Origin of the sequence: Buttiauxella agrestis ATCC 33320 (genome assembly GCF_000735355.1) — a bacterium.
Lineage (GTDB): Bacteria > Pseudomonadota > Gammaproteobacteria > Enterobacterales > Enterobacteriaceae > Buttiauxella > Buttiauxella agrestis.
Map to the genome: position 1 here is coordinate 1 of NZ_JMPI01000063.1, position 15,776 is coordinate 15,776.

At 54.4% G+C, this 15,776-nt stretch carries 14 protein-coding genes; 7 read left to right on the plus strand and 7 right to left on the minus strand.

Features of this window, described 5'->3' with window-relative positions; all coding sequences use genetic code 11:
* Positions 1 to 32: 32 nt before the first annotated feature.
* The 5 genes from GBAG_RS17595 (at position 33) to ygjG (ending at position 5,085) form a co-directional block, all read left to right on the plus strand.
* A complete protein-coding gene (locus GBAG_RS17595) occupies positions 33 to 1,061 on the plus strand; it encodes an ABC transporter permease (protein WP_051873750.1) in 1,029 nt (342 codons plus the stop codon).
* On the plus strand, positions 1,061 to 1,894 hold the full coding sequence (locus tag GBAG_RS17600) for an ABC transporter permease (RefSeq protein ID WP_034498731.1): 834 nt from the start codon (positions 1,061 to 1,063) through the stop codon (positions 1,892 to 1,894). The genes GBAG_RS17595 and GBAG_RS17600 overlap by 1 nt, the downstream gene beginning before the upstream one ends.
* The gene (locus GBAG_RS17605) at positions 1,887 to 2,723 is read left to right on the plus strand and encodes an ABC transporter ATP-binding protein (RefSeq protein WP_034498733.1); all 837 of its coding nucleotides are present in this window, start codon (positions 1,887 to 1,889) and stop codon (positions 2,721 to 2,723) included. The genes GBAG_RS17600 and GBAG_RS17605 overlap by 8 nt, the downstream gene beginning before the upstream one ends.
* Complete coding sequence (locus tag GBAG_RS17610) at positions 2,710 to 3,432, plus strand: ABC transporter ATP-binding protein (RefSeq protein WP_034498735.1); 723 nt, start codon at positions 2,710 to 2,712, stop codon at positions 3,430 to 3,432. The genes GBAG_RS17605 and GBAG_RS17610 overlap by 14 nt, the downstream gene beginning before the upstream one ends.
* A gap of 255 nt (positions 3,433 to 3,687) precedes the next feature.
* Positions 3,688 to 5,085 (plus strand): putrescine aminotransferase, encoded by a 1,398-nt coding sequence (ygjG, locus tag GBAG_RS17615; protein WP_210434947.1) that lies wholly within the window; start codon positions 3,688 to 3,690, stop codon positions 5,083 to 5,085.
* A gap of 551 nt (positions 5,086 to 5,636) precedes the next feature.
* Here the strand turns inward: ygjG and lsrG are convergent.
* From lsrG to lsrA, 6 genes are read right to left on the minus strand one after another with little or no spacing between them, the layout of a single operon-like run.
* Positions 5,637 to 5,927 carry a (4S)-4-hydroxy-5-phosphonooxypentane-2,3-dione isomerase gene (lsrG, locus tag GBAG_RS17620; protein ID WP_034498737.1) on the minus strand — a complete coding sequence of 97 codons (291 nt, stop codon included), beginning with the start codon at positions 5,925 to 5,927 and terminating at the stop codon, positions 5,637 to 5,639.
* Entirely contained in the window at positions 5,924 to 6,814 is an 891-nt protein-coding gene (lsrF, locus tag GBAG_RS17625) for a 3-hydroxy-5-phosphonooxypentane-2,4-dione thiolase (RefSeq protein WP_034498738.1), read from the minus strand. The genes lsrG and lsrF overlap by 4 nt, the downstream gene beginning before the upstream one ends.
* A gap of 10 nt (positions 6,815 to 6,824) precedes the next feature.
* A complete protein-coding gene (lsrB, locus tag GBAG_RS17630; RefSeq protein WP_034498740.1) occupies positions 6,825 to 7,844 on the minus strand; it encodes an autoinducer 2 ABC transporter substrate-binding protein LsrB in 1,020 nt (339 codons plus the stop codon).
* Positions 7,845 to 7,846: 2 nt separating this feature from the next.
* Complete coding sequence (gene lsrD, locus GBAG_RS17635) at positions 7,847 to 8,851, minus strand: autoinducer 2 ABC transporter permease LsrD (RefSeq protein WP_034498741.1); 1,005 nt, start codon at positions 8,849 to 8,851, stop codon at positions 7,847 to 7,849.
* Positions 8,852 to 9,883 (minus strand): autoinducer 2 ABC transporter permease LsrC, encoded by a 1,032-nt coding sequence (lsrC, locus tag GBAG_RS17640; RefSeq protein ID WP_034498743.1) that lies wholly within the window; start codon positions 9,881 to 9,883, stop codon positions 8,852 to 8,854.
* Positions 9,880 to 11,361, minus strand: coding sequence for an autoinducer 2 ABC transporter ATP-binding protein LsrA (lsrA, locus tag GBAG_RS17645; protein ID WP_167333349.1), 1,482 nt, complete (start codon positions 11,359 to 11,361; stop codon positions 9,880 to 9,882). The genes lsrC and lsrA overlap by 4 nt, the downstream gene beginning before the upstream one ends.
* 231 nt (positions 11,362 to 11,592) lie before the next feature.
* On the opposite strand from lsrA, the gene lsrR reads away from it, so the two are divergent.
* Together lsrR and lsrK are read left to right on the plus strand one after the other, a co-directional pair.
* The gene (gene lsrR / locus GBAG_RS17650; protein ID WP_034498746.1) at positions 11,593 to 12,564 is read left to right on the plus strand and encodes a transcriptional regulator LsrR; all 972 of its coding nucleotides are present in this window, start codon (positions 11,593 to 11,595) and stop codon (positions 12,562 to 12,564) included.
* 30 nt (positions 12,565 to 12,594) lie between these two features.
* Positions 12,595 to 14,184 carry an autoinducer-2 kinase gene (gene lsrK, locus GBAG_RS17655; protein ID WP_034498748.1) on the plus strand — a complete coding sequence of 530 codons (1,590 nt, stop codon included), beginning with the start codon at positions 12,595 to 12,597 and terminating at the stop codon, positions 14,182 to 14,184.
* Positions 14,185 to 14,258: 74 nt separating this feature from the next.
* Here the strand turns inward: lsrK and GBAG_RS17660 are convergent, their stop codons facing one another.
* The gene (locus tag GBAG_RS17660) at positions 14,259 to 15,644 is read right to left on the minus strand and encodes a carbohydrate porin (RefSeq protein WP_034498749.1); all 1,386 of its coding nucleotides are present in this window, start codon (positions 15,642 to 15,644) and stop codon (positions 14,259 to 14,261) included.
* Positions 15,645 to 15,776: the final 132 nt, after the last annotated feature.

The window sequence follows — 15,776 nt, forward strand, 5'->3', positions numbered from 1 at the left end:
TGCTTTATCCAACACCATCAAAAGAGTTACCCATGTCTGAAGTCTCATTTCGCCGCCCGTTGCTCACCCTGGCCCAGGGATTGTTTACCCTGGGACTTACGCTTGTCGGTCTGCTGCTTATCACCTTTGCCCTTTCGGCACTTTCGCCTGTCGATCGCGTGCTGCAAATCGTCGGCGACCACGCAAGCCAGGCCACTTACGACCAGGTCCACCACCAGCTTGGCCTGGATAAACCGCTCCCGGTTCAGTTCTGGCATTACCTGACCCAACTCGCTCATGGCGATTTAGGCACCGCCAGCGCCACCGGCCAGCCCGTATTACAAGATTTGCTCGCCGCCTTTCCGGCAACACTTGAGCTTGCCACCCTCGCGCTGATTATTGGCAGCGTGCTGGGCGTGTTTTTTGGTGTGCTGTGTGCCCGTTTTGCAGGCTCGCCGTGGGATTTAGCGGTACGCACCTTCACCTTGCTGGGCAACTCCGTGCCCATCTTCTGGCTCGGTTTATTGATGCTGGCGCTGTTTTACGCACGCCTGCAATGGAGCGCGGGGCCTGGGCGTCTGGATGATATTTACCAGTACAGCGTCGAAGCCAAAACCGGTTTTGTGCTGATAGACACCTGGCTTTCTGGCGACCGTGATGCCTTCATGAATGCCATCAACCACCTGACTTTGCCGGTTTTGCTGCTGGCCTATTACTCGCTGGCAAGCATTACGCGCCTCACGCGCACCGCCTGTTTAAGCGAAATGAACAAAGAGTACATTACGCTTGCCCGCGCCAAAGGTGCTGGCGACATGACGATTCTGGTGCGCCACGTGCTGCCCAACATTCGCGGCACGCTGTTTACCGTTATCGCGCTGGCTTATACCGGCATGCTGGAAGGGGCGGTGCTCACTGAAACCGTCTTTTCCTGGCCGGGAATCGGGCGTTACCTGACAACCGCGCTCTTCGCCGGAGATACCACCGCGATCATGGGCGGCACACTGCTGATTGGCGTGTCGTTTGTCATTATCAACAACCTGACTGACGTGCTGGTGCGTGTCACCGATCCGAGGGTGCATTGATGCCGTCTTACCTGTTTTTACGCCGTACATTGCGCTCACCCGCCGCCCTTTGCGGCCTGGTGATTATCACCCTGCTGGTGCTGATTGCGGTTTTCGCCCCGCTTATCGCCCCCTTCGACCCGAACTGGCAAGACGCCGCCGCACGCCTGCAAGCGCCCAACGCTCACCACTGGCTGGGCACCGATAGCTACGGTCGTGACCTGCTTTCACGCCTGGTTTATGGCGCGCGTCCAGCAATCGGGCTGGTGCTGCTGGTGACGGTAATTACCCTGCCCGTCGGCTTGCTGATTGGCATTCTGTCTGGCTACTACGGCGGCTGGCTTGAGCGCGTGTTAATGCGTTTTACCGATGTGGTGATGTCGATGCCGCGCCTGATTCTGGCCTTCGCTTTTGTGGCGATGCTTGGCCCAGGGCTTGTGAATGGCGCTCTGGCGCTGGCGCTCACCACCTGGCCTGCGTATGCCCGCCAGGCGCGCAGTGAAATCCAACGCCTGCGCCACAGTGACTATCTCGCTGCCGCCGAAATGATGGGCATTCGCGGGCTGCGGTTATTGGTGGGGCATATTCTACCGCTCTGTTTGCCGTCGGCGATTGTGCGTCTGGCGCTGGATTTAGCAGGAATTATTCTCGCCGCCGCCGGGTTGGGTTTCTTAGGTTTGGGCGCAAGACCGCCGATGTCCGAATGGGGTTCAATGATTGCCGACGGTATGCAGGTCATTTTTGACCAGTGGTGGATTGCCGCCATTCCTGGCACCGCTATTTTAATTAGCAGCCTGGCATTTAACTTATTGGGCGATGGTTTACGCGACGTGCTGGAGCCGGGTCATGAGTGAGAATCGTATTGAAGTTCGTGAGCTAAACATTGATTACCCCGGCGCACGCGTGGTGAATAATCTTTCGTTTACGCTGGGCAATGAACGCCTGGCGCTGGTCGGGGAATCAGGCTCCGGTAAATCCATGACGGCGCGGGCGCTGATGGGGCTGGTGCGCAAACCGGGCAAAGTCAGCGCCACTCAGCTCAATGTGTTGGATAACGACCTGCTGACGATGCACAACCGTGGCTGGCAAAACCTGCGCGGGAATGACATCGCGATGGTGTTACAAGACCCGCGCTACGCGCTCAATCCGGTCAAAAATGTCGCCCAGCAGATTGACGAAGCCCTGCGACTGCATCAGAAACTCTCAGCGGCACAGCGCCGTGAACGGATTCGCGAAGTGATCAATTCAGTCGGGTTGCCGGAAAACGTGCTGCCACGCTATCCGGCTGAACTTTCCGGTGGCATGGGGCAACGCGTGATGATTGCTATCGCGCTGGTCAACAACCCGAAAGTGCTGATCGCCGATGAACCCACTTCCGCGCTGGATGCGCGTCTGCGTAACCAGATTCTGGAACTGTTGGTTGAACAATGCGAGCAACGCCAAATGGCGATGTTGCTGATAAGCCACGATTTACCGCTGGTTGCCCAACATTGCCAACGCGTGCTGGTGATGTATCAGGGTCAAAAAGTCGATGAAATGGCCGCCGACCAACTTGCCAGCGCCACCCATCCGTACACCCGCACACTCTGGACATGCCGCCCCAATGCAACCACCTACGGCATGATGCTACCCACGTTAGACCGCAACCAGAATCTGCAAGGAGACAGCCATGGCTCTCGTTGAAGTCAATAATTTACGCGTGCAATTTCTGGCAAAAGGCCAGCTTAAAACCGCCGTACGCGATGCCAGTTTTACCCTTAATCAGGGTGAAACGTTTAGTTTGATTGGCGCTTCAGGCTGCGGGAAATCCACCATTTTGCGCGTACTGGCGGGGTTACAACGCGAGTGGCAAGGCCATGTGAAATTACTGGATGGCGCGATTAAACCCGGCGTGCGGTTTCAGGGCGATTTGCGTCGCAACGTACAAATGGTGTTTCAGGATCCCTACGCCTCTTTGCACCCAAACCATACTATTTACCGGACGCTGGCCGAACCGCTGAAAATTCATGGCGAGTCGCAAATTGTACTGCGCGTAGAAGAAGCATTGCAGCAAGTCGGTTTGCCCGCAGACGCCTTGCAGCGCTATCCGCATCAGCTTTCCGGCGGGCAACGCCAGCGTGTGGCTATTGCGCGTGCGCTGTTATTGCGCCCTAAAATTCTGCTGCTCGATGAACCCACTTCCGCGCTGGATATGTCGGTACAGGCGGAAATTCTCAATTTGCTCAACCGCCTGAAACAACAGTTTGGCATGACTTATTTGCTGGTCAGCCACGACGCGGACGTGATTGCACACATGTCAGACCGTGCGGCGTATATGGCGGACGGCGCGATACAGCATGAGTTCGACCGCGCCGCTCTGGTTCGCGGAGAACACCGCATGGACGCCGCGTAAGCGGCAACATGGCGTAATCGCACCAATAAGCAGCATGACGCATGGTTATGGTGCACAAAAACCAGATATCCCATAGCAAAGCCGCTCCTGACCAGGATATTTGACCGCAAAACGTGACTCTTTGTGATTAATTATTACGCAATCGCAATTCCCCCAGATCGTTTATCCCGATTTTGTTTAGGGGAAGCGAAGTGGCGTATTCCCTGCAATACTTATTTTGTGTATCGCGTGATACGTCATTCCCAGGAGCACATTTTGAACAGGTTACCTACTAGCGCTTCGGCTCTTGCCTGCACAGCGCACGCCCTGAACATCATCGAAAAGAAGACACTCAGCCATGAGGAGATGAAAGCGCTAAATCGAGAGGTTATCGAAAACTTCCAACAGCATGTGAATCCGGGTTTTCTTGAGTATCGCAAATCAGTGACCGCCGGCGGGGATTACGGAGCCGTAGAGTGGCAAGCGAGCAGTCTGAATACGCTTGTCGACACCCAGGGTAAGGAATATTTAGATTGTCTGGGTGGGTTCGGCATTTTTAACGTGGGGCACCGTAATCCAACAGTGGTATCCGCCGTACAGCATCAGCTAGAAAAACAACCCCTGCACAGTCAGGAGCTGCTCGACCCTTTACGGGCGATGCTTGCCAAAACGCTTGCGACACTCACTCCGGGCAAACTCAAATACAGCTTCTTTAGTAACAGCGGGACAGAATCGGTTGAAGCGGCGATTAAACTCGCCAAAGCGTATCAATCTGCGCGTGGGAAATTTACCTTTATCGCAGCCTCAGGCGCGTTTCATGGCAAATCTCTTGGTGCATTGTCCGCAACAGCAAAAGCCGCTTTCCGTAAACCGTTTATGCCGCTACTTCCGGGCTTCCGGCATGTGCCGTTTGGCAATATCGACGCGTTACGCACTATGCTCAGCGAATGCCGTAAAACCGGTGATGATGTCGCAGCCGTGATCCTTGAGCCTATTCAGGGCGAAGGCGGCGTGATTATCCCGCCAGTCGGATATTTGCCAGCGGTTCGTAAACTGTGCGATGAATTTGGCGCACTGCTGATTTTTGATGAAGTGCAAACCGGCATGGGACGTACGGGCAAAATGTTCGCCTGCGAACACGAAAACGTACAGCCTGATATTTTATGCCTCGCCAAAGCACTCGGCGGCGGCGTAATGCCGATTGGCGCAACGGTTGCGACAGAAGAAGTGTTCTCTGTGCTGTTTGATAATCCTTTCCTGCACACCACCACCTTTGGCGGCAACCCGTTGGCCTGTGCGGCAGCGCTTGCGACAATTCATGTTCTGCTTGAGCAAAATCTTCCCGCTCAGGCGCAGCAGAAAGGGCAACTTTTGGTGGATGGCTTCCAGGCTCTGAAACGTGAGTTCCCGGAACTGGTTGTCGATGCGCGTGGACAAGGTTTGTTGATTGCCATCGAGTTTAGCGACAACGAAGTTGGCTATAACTTTGCAAGTGTTATGTTCCGCCAGCAGGTGCTGGTCGCCGGGACGCTCAACAATGCGAAAACTATTCGTATTGAGCCACCGCTGACTATCACGATTGAGCAGTGTGAACATGTGTTGGGCTGTGCGAGGAAGGCACTGCAGGGACTTAGCGTAAAGCAGCGTGAAATGATTGAGGTGGAGGAGGAGTGATCGGCGACGCCCCCAGGATGAGCTCTTTTAGTCATATCAATGTGAGCCAGGTGAAGGTTCCGTTCACTTAATTTTCAGTGGTTTATATAGCCACCGAACCGGTGAACGTGCAAAGGGTGCTACCGCAGCACCCTTTGCAATCCCGGCTCCCGGCGTTTAAATCGCCGGACTCAAAGGTCAACGTCAAAAGCTAAGGTCAAAAGCCGAACCGGCTTTGACCTTGTTCCCGGTATAAATTGCCCCAGCGTTACCCATAAGGCAGGGTTGAGCTGCCGGGAGCAGCGAAAGAGAGCGATCGCCGGGAGCGAGTCGCGAACGACCCTGAACGTTGGGGATAAGCTGGGGTTTACCGCGCAGCGGCAATTTAATGGCCGGGCGCCAGGATTATCAAGGAGAGGGCGTTCTCTCCTTGATACGGTCACCGTTAACAGTGGTTGCAGAGATAACCAGACGTTCGGGTGAACGGAAAAACATCTCATCTTCCAGATCTCACCCTGGCAAGATCGCCAGACTGAGATCTGTATAAGAGAAAGACCAGCCGGGTAATCCCCCTATGGCAATAACCCCACAAAACTCCGTTTCTTACGCGGTTCCGACATCATCCCGTCCAGCTTCTCAACGCACGCTAAGTAATGCGGCGTCTGCTTATGCGCCAGCACTGCTTCGTCGTTTTGATACGCCTCGTAGATATAAAACCGTGTCGCTACATCCGGATCCTGCAACACATCGAAACGCAGATTCCCCGGCTCGTTGATTGACCCTTCGTGATTGGCGCGGAACACATCCATAAACTCATCGACCCGTTCCGGTTTGATATTAATCTCCACCAGCGTCACATTCATGCCTTGCCTCCATGGTGTTTTTCATCGAGCCAGAACTGATACGCTTCCCGGGCCGAAACATTCTCATGCACCACTTTTTTCACCGCTTTTAACATCGCAAGCGGTGCGTCTGACTGGAAGATATTGCGCCCCATATCCACGCCCGATGCACCCTGGTCAATCGCCCTGAAACACATATCCAGTGCTTCTTGTTCCGGCAATTTTTTACCTCCGGCGATAACAATCGGCACCGGGCAACTGGCCGTCACTTTCTCGAACCCTTCTTCAACAAAATAGGTTTTCACAAACTGCGCCCCGATTTCTGCGGCAATTCGGCTGGCAAGGGAGAAATAGCGCGCATCTCGCGCCATCTCTTTACCCACACCAGTGACGGCCAGGGTCGGGATCCCGTAGCGCGTGCCTTCGTCCACCAGCTTGATAATGTTGTTGATCGACTGATGCTCGTATTCGCTGCCGATATAAATTTGCGCTGCCACCGCGCAGGCGTTCAGGCGCAGCGCATCTTCCATCGTCACCGCTACACTTTCGCGCGACAGTTCGCTGAGAATTGAATTCCCGCCCGAGGCCCGCAACACCACGGGTTTGTTCGTGGCTGGCGGCACCACGCTGCGTAAAATACCGCGCGTGCACATCAGCACATCGGTTTCCGGGAACAGCGGCGCAATAGATAAATCGATACGTTCAAGGCCGGTGGTCGGCCCCTGGAAATAGCCGTGATCGAAGGCCAACATGACGGTGCGCCCGGAGTCGGGGTTAAATATCCGCGCCAGGCGCGATTGCATCCCCCAATCCAGCGCCCCGCTGCCTTTCAGGTAGAACGCTTTGTTCTCCTGAGGGCGGCCAATGCCGTAATCTTTACCTTCTCTGATATCGTCAAGATCTGCCATTTTTCCTCCCTCAGAAATCGTATTTGCCGATGTTGTCTTTGGTGAATATTACGCGCTCCGGCAGCAGCACAATACCGTTGCCTTTGGCTTCATATTGATAACCCTGCACGCTATTAGGCTCGACTTTCAGACTGCCGATTTTCGCCACTTCCACGCTATCGCCCACGTTAAGATCGCCCTTTTTCAGCATGGTATTTGCGACGTTGACCGCAATTTCACCCTGCTGTACCACGTCCCACAGGCCGAAAGCTTTCACCGTTCCGCGCTCAACATACGGGCGCATCACGTTTGGCGTACTGAAACCGACGATTGCCACATTAGTGCGTTTCAGGTTTTCAGCAGCCTGCGCGGCGGCAGGCAGTGCGTTCGCATCCGGGGCAATGATCGCATCCAGATCCGGGTACGCTTTTAGAATACCCTCGGCGGTTTGCAGCGATTTAGTCGCATCGTTATAGCCAAACTGAGTGGTGACGATTTCCCATTCTGGATGATCCTTCGCAATTTTGGCTTTCGCCTCTTTCACCCACTGGTTTTGATCCGTCACCGTCGGGCTTGAGTAGAAGAACGCCACTTTGGCGGCAGGTTTTGTTACCTGTTTAGCAGCCATATCCACCAGCATGCCGCCAAGCTGTTGCGGCGTGCCCTGGTTGATGTAAATACTGCGGCACTCAGGCTTGGTGTCAGAATCCCAGGTCAGCACTTTTACCCCGCGCTGCATGGCGCGTTTCAGCGCCGGGCATAAACCATCTGGCGATACCGCCGAGACAATAATCGCGTTGTAGCCCTGGTTGACGAAGTTGTTGATGAGCTGCACCTGGCCGGAGACGCTCGGTTCAGTTGGGCCGTCATACGTCACCGGCACGCCGAGGTCTTTACCCGCCTGCATCGCGCCATTACCCCCGCTGGTAAAGAAACCTACGCCGACCAGTTTTGGGATAAAGGCGATTCGGTCGGCGGCCTGCGCGCTCACCACACCAAAGGCTAAGGCCCATGCACTGAGTTGCAGGGCGCGTTTTGTTGTCTGCTTCATAATCAAACTCCCGTTAGTTTTCTGTTACCGCGCAAACGACGCCACGCCGCCTGTAAATATTCGCGGTGCAAACTCACCGAACGACCAATGACCACCACAATCAACAGCGCACCGGACAACGCACTCGATACCTGATTAGGCACGCCAGCCATCTGTAAACCTTGTTGCAAATACCCCACTAATAACGCCGCCAGCGCGGTGCCTAAAATCGAACCGGAACCGCCATAAATATTCGCCCCGCCCAACACCGCCGCCGTTAAAGCAGGCATCAACAGGTCACGCCCTAAATCAGAGCGCGCCGAGCCGAAATATGACACCAGCACAATGGCGGCAATCGCCGACGCCAACCCCACCATGCCGTACACGCCGTACAGCGAGCCGTTGACTGGCAACGCGGCATAACGCGCCGCACGCGGGTTTTGACCAATCAAGAAAATATGGCGACCAAAGCGGGCGCGGTGTGTCAGCAGCCAGAACAGCAGCGTGATCACCGCGAACATCACCAGCGGAATTGGCAGGCCGAAAAGTGTCAGGTTGGCGAAGTTGGTAAACGCATCCGGGAAGCCACCGATGCCTTCATAACCCGTCGCCCCCGCCATGCCCGAAAGCAAAAGTGCCGCGCCGCCGTACAGATAAAGCGTGCCGAGCGTGATTACCAGCGGGCTGATACCGGTGTAGTGAATGAGTGCGGCGTTAAACACTCCGCACAACAGGCCGACGGCGAGCGTGAGAATAATCGCCAGCGAGATTGGCAAGCCCGCCTGGAGCATCACGCCCAACGCAATGGCGCACAGGCCGATAGTGGAGCCAAGCGAAATATCAATGCCGCCGCTAATGATCACAAGTGTTAGCGGCAGCGCCACAATGCCTATGCAGATAAAATCGCTGGTGCTAAACAGCAGCATATTGACATCCAGCATGCGCGGATTAATGGCCCCGAACAGCAGAATTTCTGCCACCAGAATCAGCAATAGCGCCACTTCCCAGTTAAGTTTCAGCTTGCTCATTTACGCCACATCCTTCTTCTTGCGGGGAAAAGGCCGCACGTTTTTAGCCCCCGGCAGCGGCGGCACAAAGCGGCTGTATTTCTGCGCCCGCTGATGACGCGCCAGGGCCTGGCGTAAGCGCCCGTCCAGCACCAAAACGCCGAGCAAAACCAGCCCAGCGATAAAGTCATTCCACCAGGCCGGGAGTTTGAACAGCACTAACACGGTGTCGATTTGCGTGAGGAAAAATGCGCCAAGAAACGCCCCAATCACGGTGCCAGTGCCGCCGAGTAATGAAATCCCGCCCAGCACGCAGGCAGCGATGGCTTTCATTTCCAGCCCGCTGCCGGTTTGGTTGGGGACAAAACCAATTTGCGCAGCAAAAATAATCCCGGCGATGGCCGCCAGCATGCCGTTGAAAGTGAAGGCTAAAAGACGGGTACGATTCACCGCGACCCCAAGCTGGCGGGCGGCGGCAAGATTATCGCCCACCGCGTAGAAATCGCGCCCGAAGGCCGTACGGGCGAACATCCAGGCGGCGACAGCGACCAAAAACAGCACCATAAAACCGAGCGGCGAAATCCCGATAGCGATGGGTTCGGAGAGCGATTTCAGGCTGGCGGGTAAACCTTCAATCCATTTGCCACCGGTCCACAACAACATGCCGCCGCGATACAGCCCGAGCGTCCCTAGTGTGGCGACGATCGCCGGAATGCGCAGCCAGACAACTAACACCCCGTTGAAGAAGCCCGCCACCGCGCCAATCCCCAGCGCAAAGAGCATCGACACCGGCAAGCTGTAACCACTGTTGAGCGCCACCCCAACGGCGACCGCACACAGGCCAACGGTCGATCCTACCGAGACGTCAATATTGCGCGTCAGCATCACCATCGACGCGCCCACCGCCAGCAGGATCAGGATCTGTGCGCTGGTGAAGATCATGCTTAAGGTTTGCAGACTGAAATAGCTGTGGTTGAGCGCCACCAGCACGCCAAACAAAATCACGATCGCCAGTAGCGCGCTCAGTTCGCGGTTACGCAGCAAGGTTTTCATGCTTTACCTCCGCCAAACGCCATGCTCATCATTCTCTCGACGGTGATCGACGGTTTGCGTAACTCGCCATTCATCGCGCCCTGATGCATCACCAGCACTCTGTCCGCCAGCCCGCTGAACTCATCGAGATCGGAGGAGATCATCAGCACCGCCACGTTTTGTGCCGCCACACTTTTGATCAGCTGATAGATATCTGCCCGGGCGGCGACATCAACGCCACGGGTTGGCTCATCAATGATCAGCAGCAGCGGGTTGGCTTCGAGACAGCGTGCCAGCAGGACTTTTTGCTGGTTGCCACCGGACAGCGTGCGCACGGTTTGCTCAGCGTTATTGAGTTTGATCCCCAACGCCCGGTGATAACGTTCCACCACCGCCGCTTCGCGTTTACTTTGTTGCCACACGCTCGGTTCGTTTAATGCGACGGTGTTCCAGCGGATCGGCGCATCGAGAAATAATCCGGAAACCTGTCGGTCTTCGGGGAGATAAATTAGCCCGCGATCGAGCCGTGATTTGGTGCGATCGCCGCTGATTTCACGATTTTCTAAATAGATGCGGCCACCGCGCACCGGGCGCAAACCGTAAAGCGTTTCCGCCAGTTCGGTGCGCCCCGATCCTACCAGGCCCGCCAGGCCGACGATCTCGCCTGCATACAACTCAAAACTAAGATCGATAAATCCTTCGCCGGTGAGTTCTTCTACGCGCAGCACCGGGAAATCCTGCGCTTCGGTGCGGCGGTTTCCCGGCAGCGCCAGCCACAGTTTTTGCGTATCACTGAGCTTGTGCTGTTTATCGCCAGGGGTCATGGCGTTGATCAACGGCTCATCAAGCAGCTCCGCCGTTTTACCCTGTAGCACCACGGCACCGTCGCGCATCACGGAAATGTGGCTGGCGATCTGGCGAATTTCAGGCAGCTTGTGGGAGATAAAAACGATGCCGACGCCCAGATTTTGCAGCGCGCGGATCTGGCGGAACAAGCGATCGGTTTCACCGGGAGTCAGGGATGCGGTAGGTTCATCGAGGATCAGGATCTTCGCTTCGTGCATCAAACCGCGCAGGATCTCGACCATTTGTTGATCGGCAACTTCCAGCGTGCTGGCGGCGGCATGAAGGGGGATCTGGCATTCCAGCTGCGTCATTTTCTCTTGCAGGCGTTTTTCGACATCGCGCGCCTTAGGCAGACGAAACAGAATGTTTTCGCGCACGGTGAGGTTAGGAAACAGCATCGGCTCTTGCGGCACCAGATAAATTCCCTGTTCGTGCGCCTGGCCGGGTTTCAGTCGCCCAAATGCTTTGCCGTGGATATTCAGTTCACCGCTATCCGGCGTTTCGACGCCAGCGAAAATCTTCATCAGGGTCGATTTCCCTGCCCCATTACCGCCCAACAATGCGTGGACTTGCCCGGCATACAGAGCAAAATCAATACCTTTCAGAACATTCACGCCTGAAAACTGTTTGCTAATTTTGCGGGCTGCAAGCATTGCGGTGGTGTTGGGCATTTTCACTCCACAATTGAACAAAAGAGATTTTGAATTAATAATGTTCAAAAGCGTAGACGCCGGATAATTTTTACAACAGGGCAGAGATCACAAAATTTTTAAATAGATCAGCTAAACCATTTGCATCTGAAAATGATCTTTTTGCCGTGCGCTTCACATTTTCTTATCCCGCACTCTCGAACATATGATCTAAATTTTAATAAGAGTTCACTTATGAGCGATAAACGAGCAGCAGAAGAAGGCAAGTTAGCCGCCTTGCCGATGGCAGAAGAAGAGTTGCTGGCGCGTGTGGCCTGGTCTTATTACCACGATGGCCTGACGCAGAACGATATTGGTGAAAGGCTTGGGCTGCCTCGTTTGAAGATTTCACGCCTGCTGGAAAAGGGACGTCAGTCCGGCGTCATTCGGGTGCAGATTAACTCGCGTTTTGAGGGCTGTCTGGCGCTGGAAACGCAGTTGCAGCAGCGTTTTGGCCTCAAGATTGCGCGAGTGCTGCCGGCGCATAACACGCCGCCGATGAATACACGTTTAGGCATTGGCGCTGCGCAATCGCTGATGGGGATTCTGGAACCGGGGCAATTACTGGCAGTGGGCTTTGGCGAAGCGACCATGAATTGCCTCCAGCATTTGAGCGGGTTTATCGGCTCGCAGCAGATTCGCCTGGTGACGCTTTCCGGCGGTGTTGGCCCATACATGACCGGCATCGGCCAGTTAGATGCGGCGTGTAGCGTGAGCATGATCCCTGCCCCGCTGCGGGTTTCATCGCCACAGGTGGCAGAGATTTTACGTATGGAATCGAGCGTGCGTGACGTGATCCTCGCGGCGACCGCCGCAGATGTTGCGGTTGTCGGCATTGGCGCTATCAACCAAAAACGCGATGCCACCATTTTGCGCTCGGGTTATATCAGCGAGGGCGAACAACTGATGTACGCCCGCAAAGGTGCGGTGGGCGATATTCTGGGTTATTTCCTGCAAGCGGATGGCGAACTGGTGGAAGGTCTGGAAATCCATCGTGAATTGCTTGGCGTAACGCTCGACGACCTGGCGCATCTCCCGACGATTGTCGGTGTCGCGGGGGGCGTGGATAAAGCGGACGCTATTTATGCCGCACTTCGTGGCCTGCGTATTAACGGCCTGGTGACGGAAGAAGAGACTGCGCGGGCGGTGTTAGCGTTAGCTGATTAACCCCGCGCCATAAGCTGCGGGGAAGTGTTCATGAGTTATTTATTAGCGCTGGACGCCGGAACGGGGAGTATTCGCGCCGTTATCTTTGATACTTCAGGCCATCAGATTGCCGTCGGCCAGGCTGAATGGAAGCACTTAAGTGTTGCCGATGTTCCCGGCTCGATGGAGTTTGATCTCACCACCAACTGGCAGCTCGCCTGCCAGTGCATTCGCGATGCGCTGCAAAAAGCGCATCTTCCACCTGGTGCAATTAGCGCTGTTTCCTGCTGTTCAATGCGCGAAGGGATCGTGCTCTACGATCGTAACGGCGATCCTATTTGGGCATGTGCCAACGTGGATGCCCGCGCCAGCCGCGAAGTAAGCGAACTTAAAGAGATCCACGATTTCCAGTTTGAATCTGAGGTTTATCATGTTTCCGGCCAGACGCTGGCGTTAAGCGCTATGCCTCGCCTGCTGTGGCTTGCGCACCATCGGCCTGATATTTATCGCCAGGCGGCAACCGTCACGATGATCAGCGACTGGCTGGCGGCGAAACTGAGCGGCGAGCTGGCGGTAGATCCTTCTAACGCGGGTACGACTGGCATGTTGGATCTGGCGACGCGTGACTGGCAGCCTGCCTTAATGGATATGGCCGGATTGCGCGCCGATATTCTCTCTCCGGTAAAAGAAACCGGCACCGTGCTCGGTGGCGTGACGCAGGAAGCTGCACAACAAAGTGGTTTGCTGGCAGGTACGCCGGTGGTGATGGGCGGCGGCGATGTGCAGCTCGGTTGTGTGGGACTGGGCGTGGTTCGCGCCGGGCAAGCGGCAGTTTTAGGCGGCACATTCTGGCAGCAGGTGGTGAATCTGCCCGCGATCAAAACCGATCCGGATATGAATATTCGCATTAATCCACACGTTATCAGCAACATGGTGCAAGCGGAGTCCATTAGCTTCTTTACCGGTCTGACGATGCGCTGGTTCCGGGATGCCTTTTGTGCCGAAGAAAAGCTGCTGGCAGAAAGGCTTGGCGTGGATACTTACGCCTTGCTCGAAGAGATGGCGGCACGGGTGCCTGCGGGCTCTCACGGCGTGATGCCGATTTTCTCCGACGCGATGCATTTCAAACAGTGGTATCACGCTGCACCGTCGTTTATTAACCTCTCCATCGACCCGGAAAAATGCAATAAATCGACGCTGTTCAGGGCGCTGGAAGAGAATGCAGCAATTGTTTCGGCCTGCAACCTCGAGCAAATTTCTGGGTTTTCAGGCATTAAATTTGAATCACTGGTGTTTGCTGGCGGCGGATCTAAAGGCGCTTTGTGGAGCCAGATTCTGAGCGATGTGACCGGTTTGCCGGTGCGCGTGCCGGTAGTGAAAGAAGCGACAGCGCTGGGTTGTGCGATTGCGGCGGGTGTCGGTGCCGGGATATTCAATAATCTGGCAGATGCTGGCGAACGGCTGGTGCAATGGCAGCGCGAGTTTACGCCGAATCTGGCGCATCGTGAGTTGTATGACGAGATGAAACGCAAGTGGATGAAGGTATATGCCGATCAGCTCACGCTGGTTGATAGCGGTTTGACGACGTCAATGTGGCAAGCGCCGGGGTTGGTGATGCCCTCTCCTCGACCCTCTCCCTGAGGGAGAGGGTCAGTTTTGTCGGATGACGCGGCTGCTTATCCGACCTACGAAGAGCGTTGTGCTTAACATTCAAATTAGAAGTAATATTTGAATCTCACACGCCCGCCATAGCGGGTGTTATCACTGTCATCGCTGGAGTCCTGATCCGCACTGACCCACGACACATAAGTCCCCAGATAAATATTAAAGTTCTTCATGCCCATCACGTTCGGGAAGAGATACGAAGAGTGAATAGTATGGATGTCATAAGTCCCGGCGTTGGTTATCCAGCAATCGCTGTCGCAGTTTTCCAGCGCATTGGTCACATCAAACTTATCAATATCGTTGTGCGCATAGATATAACCCAACTCAAAGCGTTGCCATAAAGCGTTCACACCTGCGGTGAAGTCGGTTTCATCTTCAGCATCCAGGTAAGCCGTATTGAAGTTGGCGACAATGCCGTTGTCCGGATCGCTTTTCTGCCCGTTCCAGGTCATCGTCAGGCCGTAACCGGTACGGTTGGATTGATCGACCATCTGACCGTTAGCATCTTTATAACCATATGCGTTATCAACCACTTGTGCTTCCATGGCCGCTGCGGCAGAGAACGCGCCTTCAGACCAGGATATAACCGGGCGGATATAAGCCACGTTTTTGTCTTTTTGCATTTCGTTGCCGTGATAGGACTTGTCCTGATACAACGAGGTGCCATCTTCAAGCAGAGTGTTTAATTCGAAATACCAGTTGTCGATATTTTTGCTCAGCATGAAATTGCCGCCAGTATCACTACGCCCACGCCCTTCTTTCATCATGTAGATGTAGCCGTAGCCATCGCCGTAGAGATCGTTCGCCGTATTACCGGAATATTCAACAAAGGTATCCTGATTTAACGGGAACATATCGTAGGCTTCAAAACGGCCCACTTTAATTTTCCAGTCGTTTTCATGGCCAAAGAAGAATGCTGCATCATCCAGATTCATATGGCCTGTTAGATCGGCTAATGGTTGTGCGGTAAATCCAGCAAAATGACCATCATCCATGCGGCGATAACCATCAAAGCCAAGCAGAATACGGCCATTAATATCCCAGCGCTCGTTAGTGCCATCGGCCCAATTAGTATTGGCACTGCGGCGAACAGATGTCAGGCCATTACTGTGGCTGGCGGCATCCATATTAAATTCCACATCACCATATATTTTAACGTCGCCATAGCCGCTTAAGCTTAATTTAGGCGATTGATTATCGGCTTTACTATTAACAGATTGTTCGCTCACGACAGCAACCGGTGCAGTTGCAGCAACTGGCGACGGCGCTTTCATTTTCTGGATTTCAGCCTCTGCACTGGCGGCGCGGTTTTCGGCTGCTATTAGGCGTTTCTCTAATTGGTTCAAACGTTGTTCTAAAGCAGATTCATTTGTTGAGGCGATTGTACTATTTGAAAAAAATGCGGCTATAAACAGTGCTAATGTTGTTATTTTCATTACATATCCTTATCAGTTTTATATAATCCATGCGAATGCCTGAGCACTCATTAATAAATTAATTAAAATAATAAAAAGCGCATTAATGATTTTGACGAAAAATAACATAGCAATGTTACCAGGCTATCTCAA

Excerpts from the sequence above, each read along its gene's own strand:
- lsrF (WP_034498738.1), bottom strand. The coding sequence starts at position 6,814 with ATGGCAGATCTTGACGATATCAGAGAAGGTAAAGATTACGGCATTGGC.
- lsrB (WP_034498740.1), bottom strand. The coding sequence starts at position 7,844 with ATGAAGCAGACAACAAAACGCGCCCTGCAACTCAGTGCATGGGCCTTA.
- GBAG_RS17605 (WP_034498733.1), top strand. The coding sequence starts at position 1,887 with ATGAGTGAGAATCGTATTGAAGTTCGTGAGCTAAACATTGATTACCCC.
- GBAG_RS17660 (WP_034498749.1), bottom strand. The coding sequence starts at position 15,644 with ATGAAAATAACAACATTAGCACTGTTTATAGCCGCATTTTTTTCAAAT.
- GBAG_RS17610 (WP_034498735.1), top strand. The coding sequence starts at position 2,710 with ATGGCTCTCGTTGAAGTCAATAATTTACGCGTGCAATTTCTGGCAAAA.
- lsrC (WP_034498743.1), bottom strand. The coding sequence starts at position 9,883 with ATGAAAACCTTGCTGCGTAACCGCGAACTGAGCGCGCTACTGGCGATC.
- lsrD (WP_034498741.1), bottom strand. The coding sequence starts at position 8,851 with ATGAGCAAGCTGAAACTTAACTGGGAAGTGGCGCTATTGCTGATTCTG.
- lsrK (WP_034498748.1), top strand. The coding sequence starts at position 12,595 with ATGAGTTATTTATTAGCGCTGGACGCCGGAACGGGGAGTATTCGCGCC.
- GBAG_RS17595 (WP_051873750.1), top strand. The coding sequence starts at position 33 with ATGTCTGAAGTCTCATTTCGCCGCCCGTTGCTCACCCTGGCCCAGGGA.
- lsrG (WP_034498737.1), bottom strand. The coding sequence starts at position 5,927 with ATGAATGTGACGCTGGTGGAGATTAATATCAAACCGGAACGGGTCGAT.
- GBAG_RS17600 (WP_034498731.1), top strand. The coding sequence starts at position 1,061 with ATGCCGTCTTACCTGTTTTTACGCCGTACATTGCGCTCACCCGCCGCC.
- lsrA (WP_167333349.1), bottom strand. The coding sequence starts at position 11,361 with ATGCTTGCAGCCCGCAAAATTAGCAAACAGTTTTCAGGCGTGAATGTT.
- lsrR (WP_034498746.1), top strand. The coding sequence starts at position 11,593 with ATGAGCGATAAACGAGCAGCAGAAGAAGGCAAGTTAGCCGCCTTGCCG.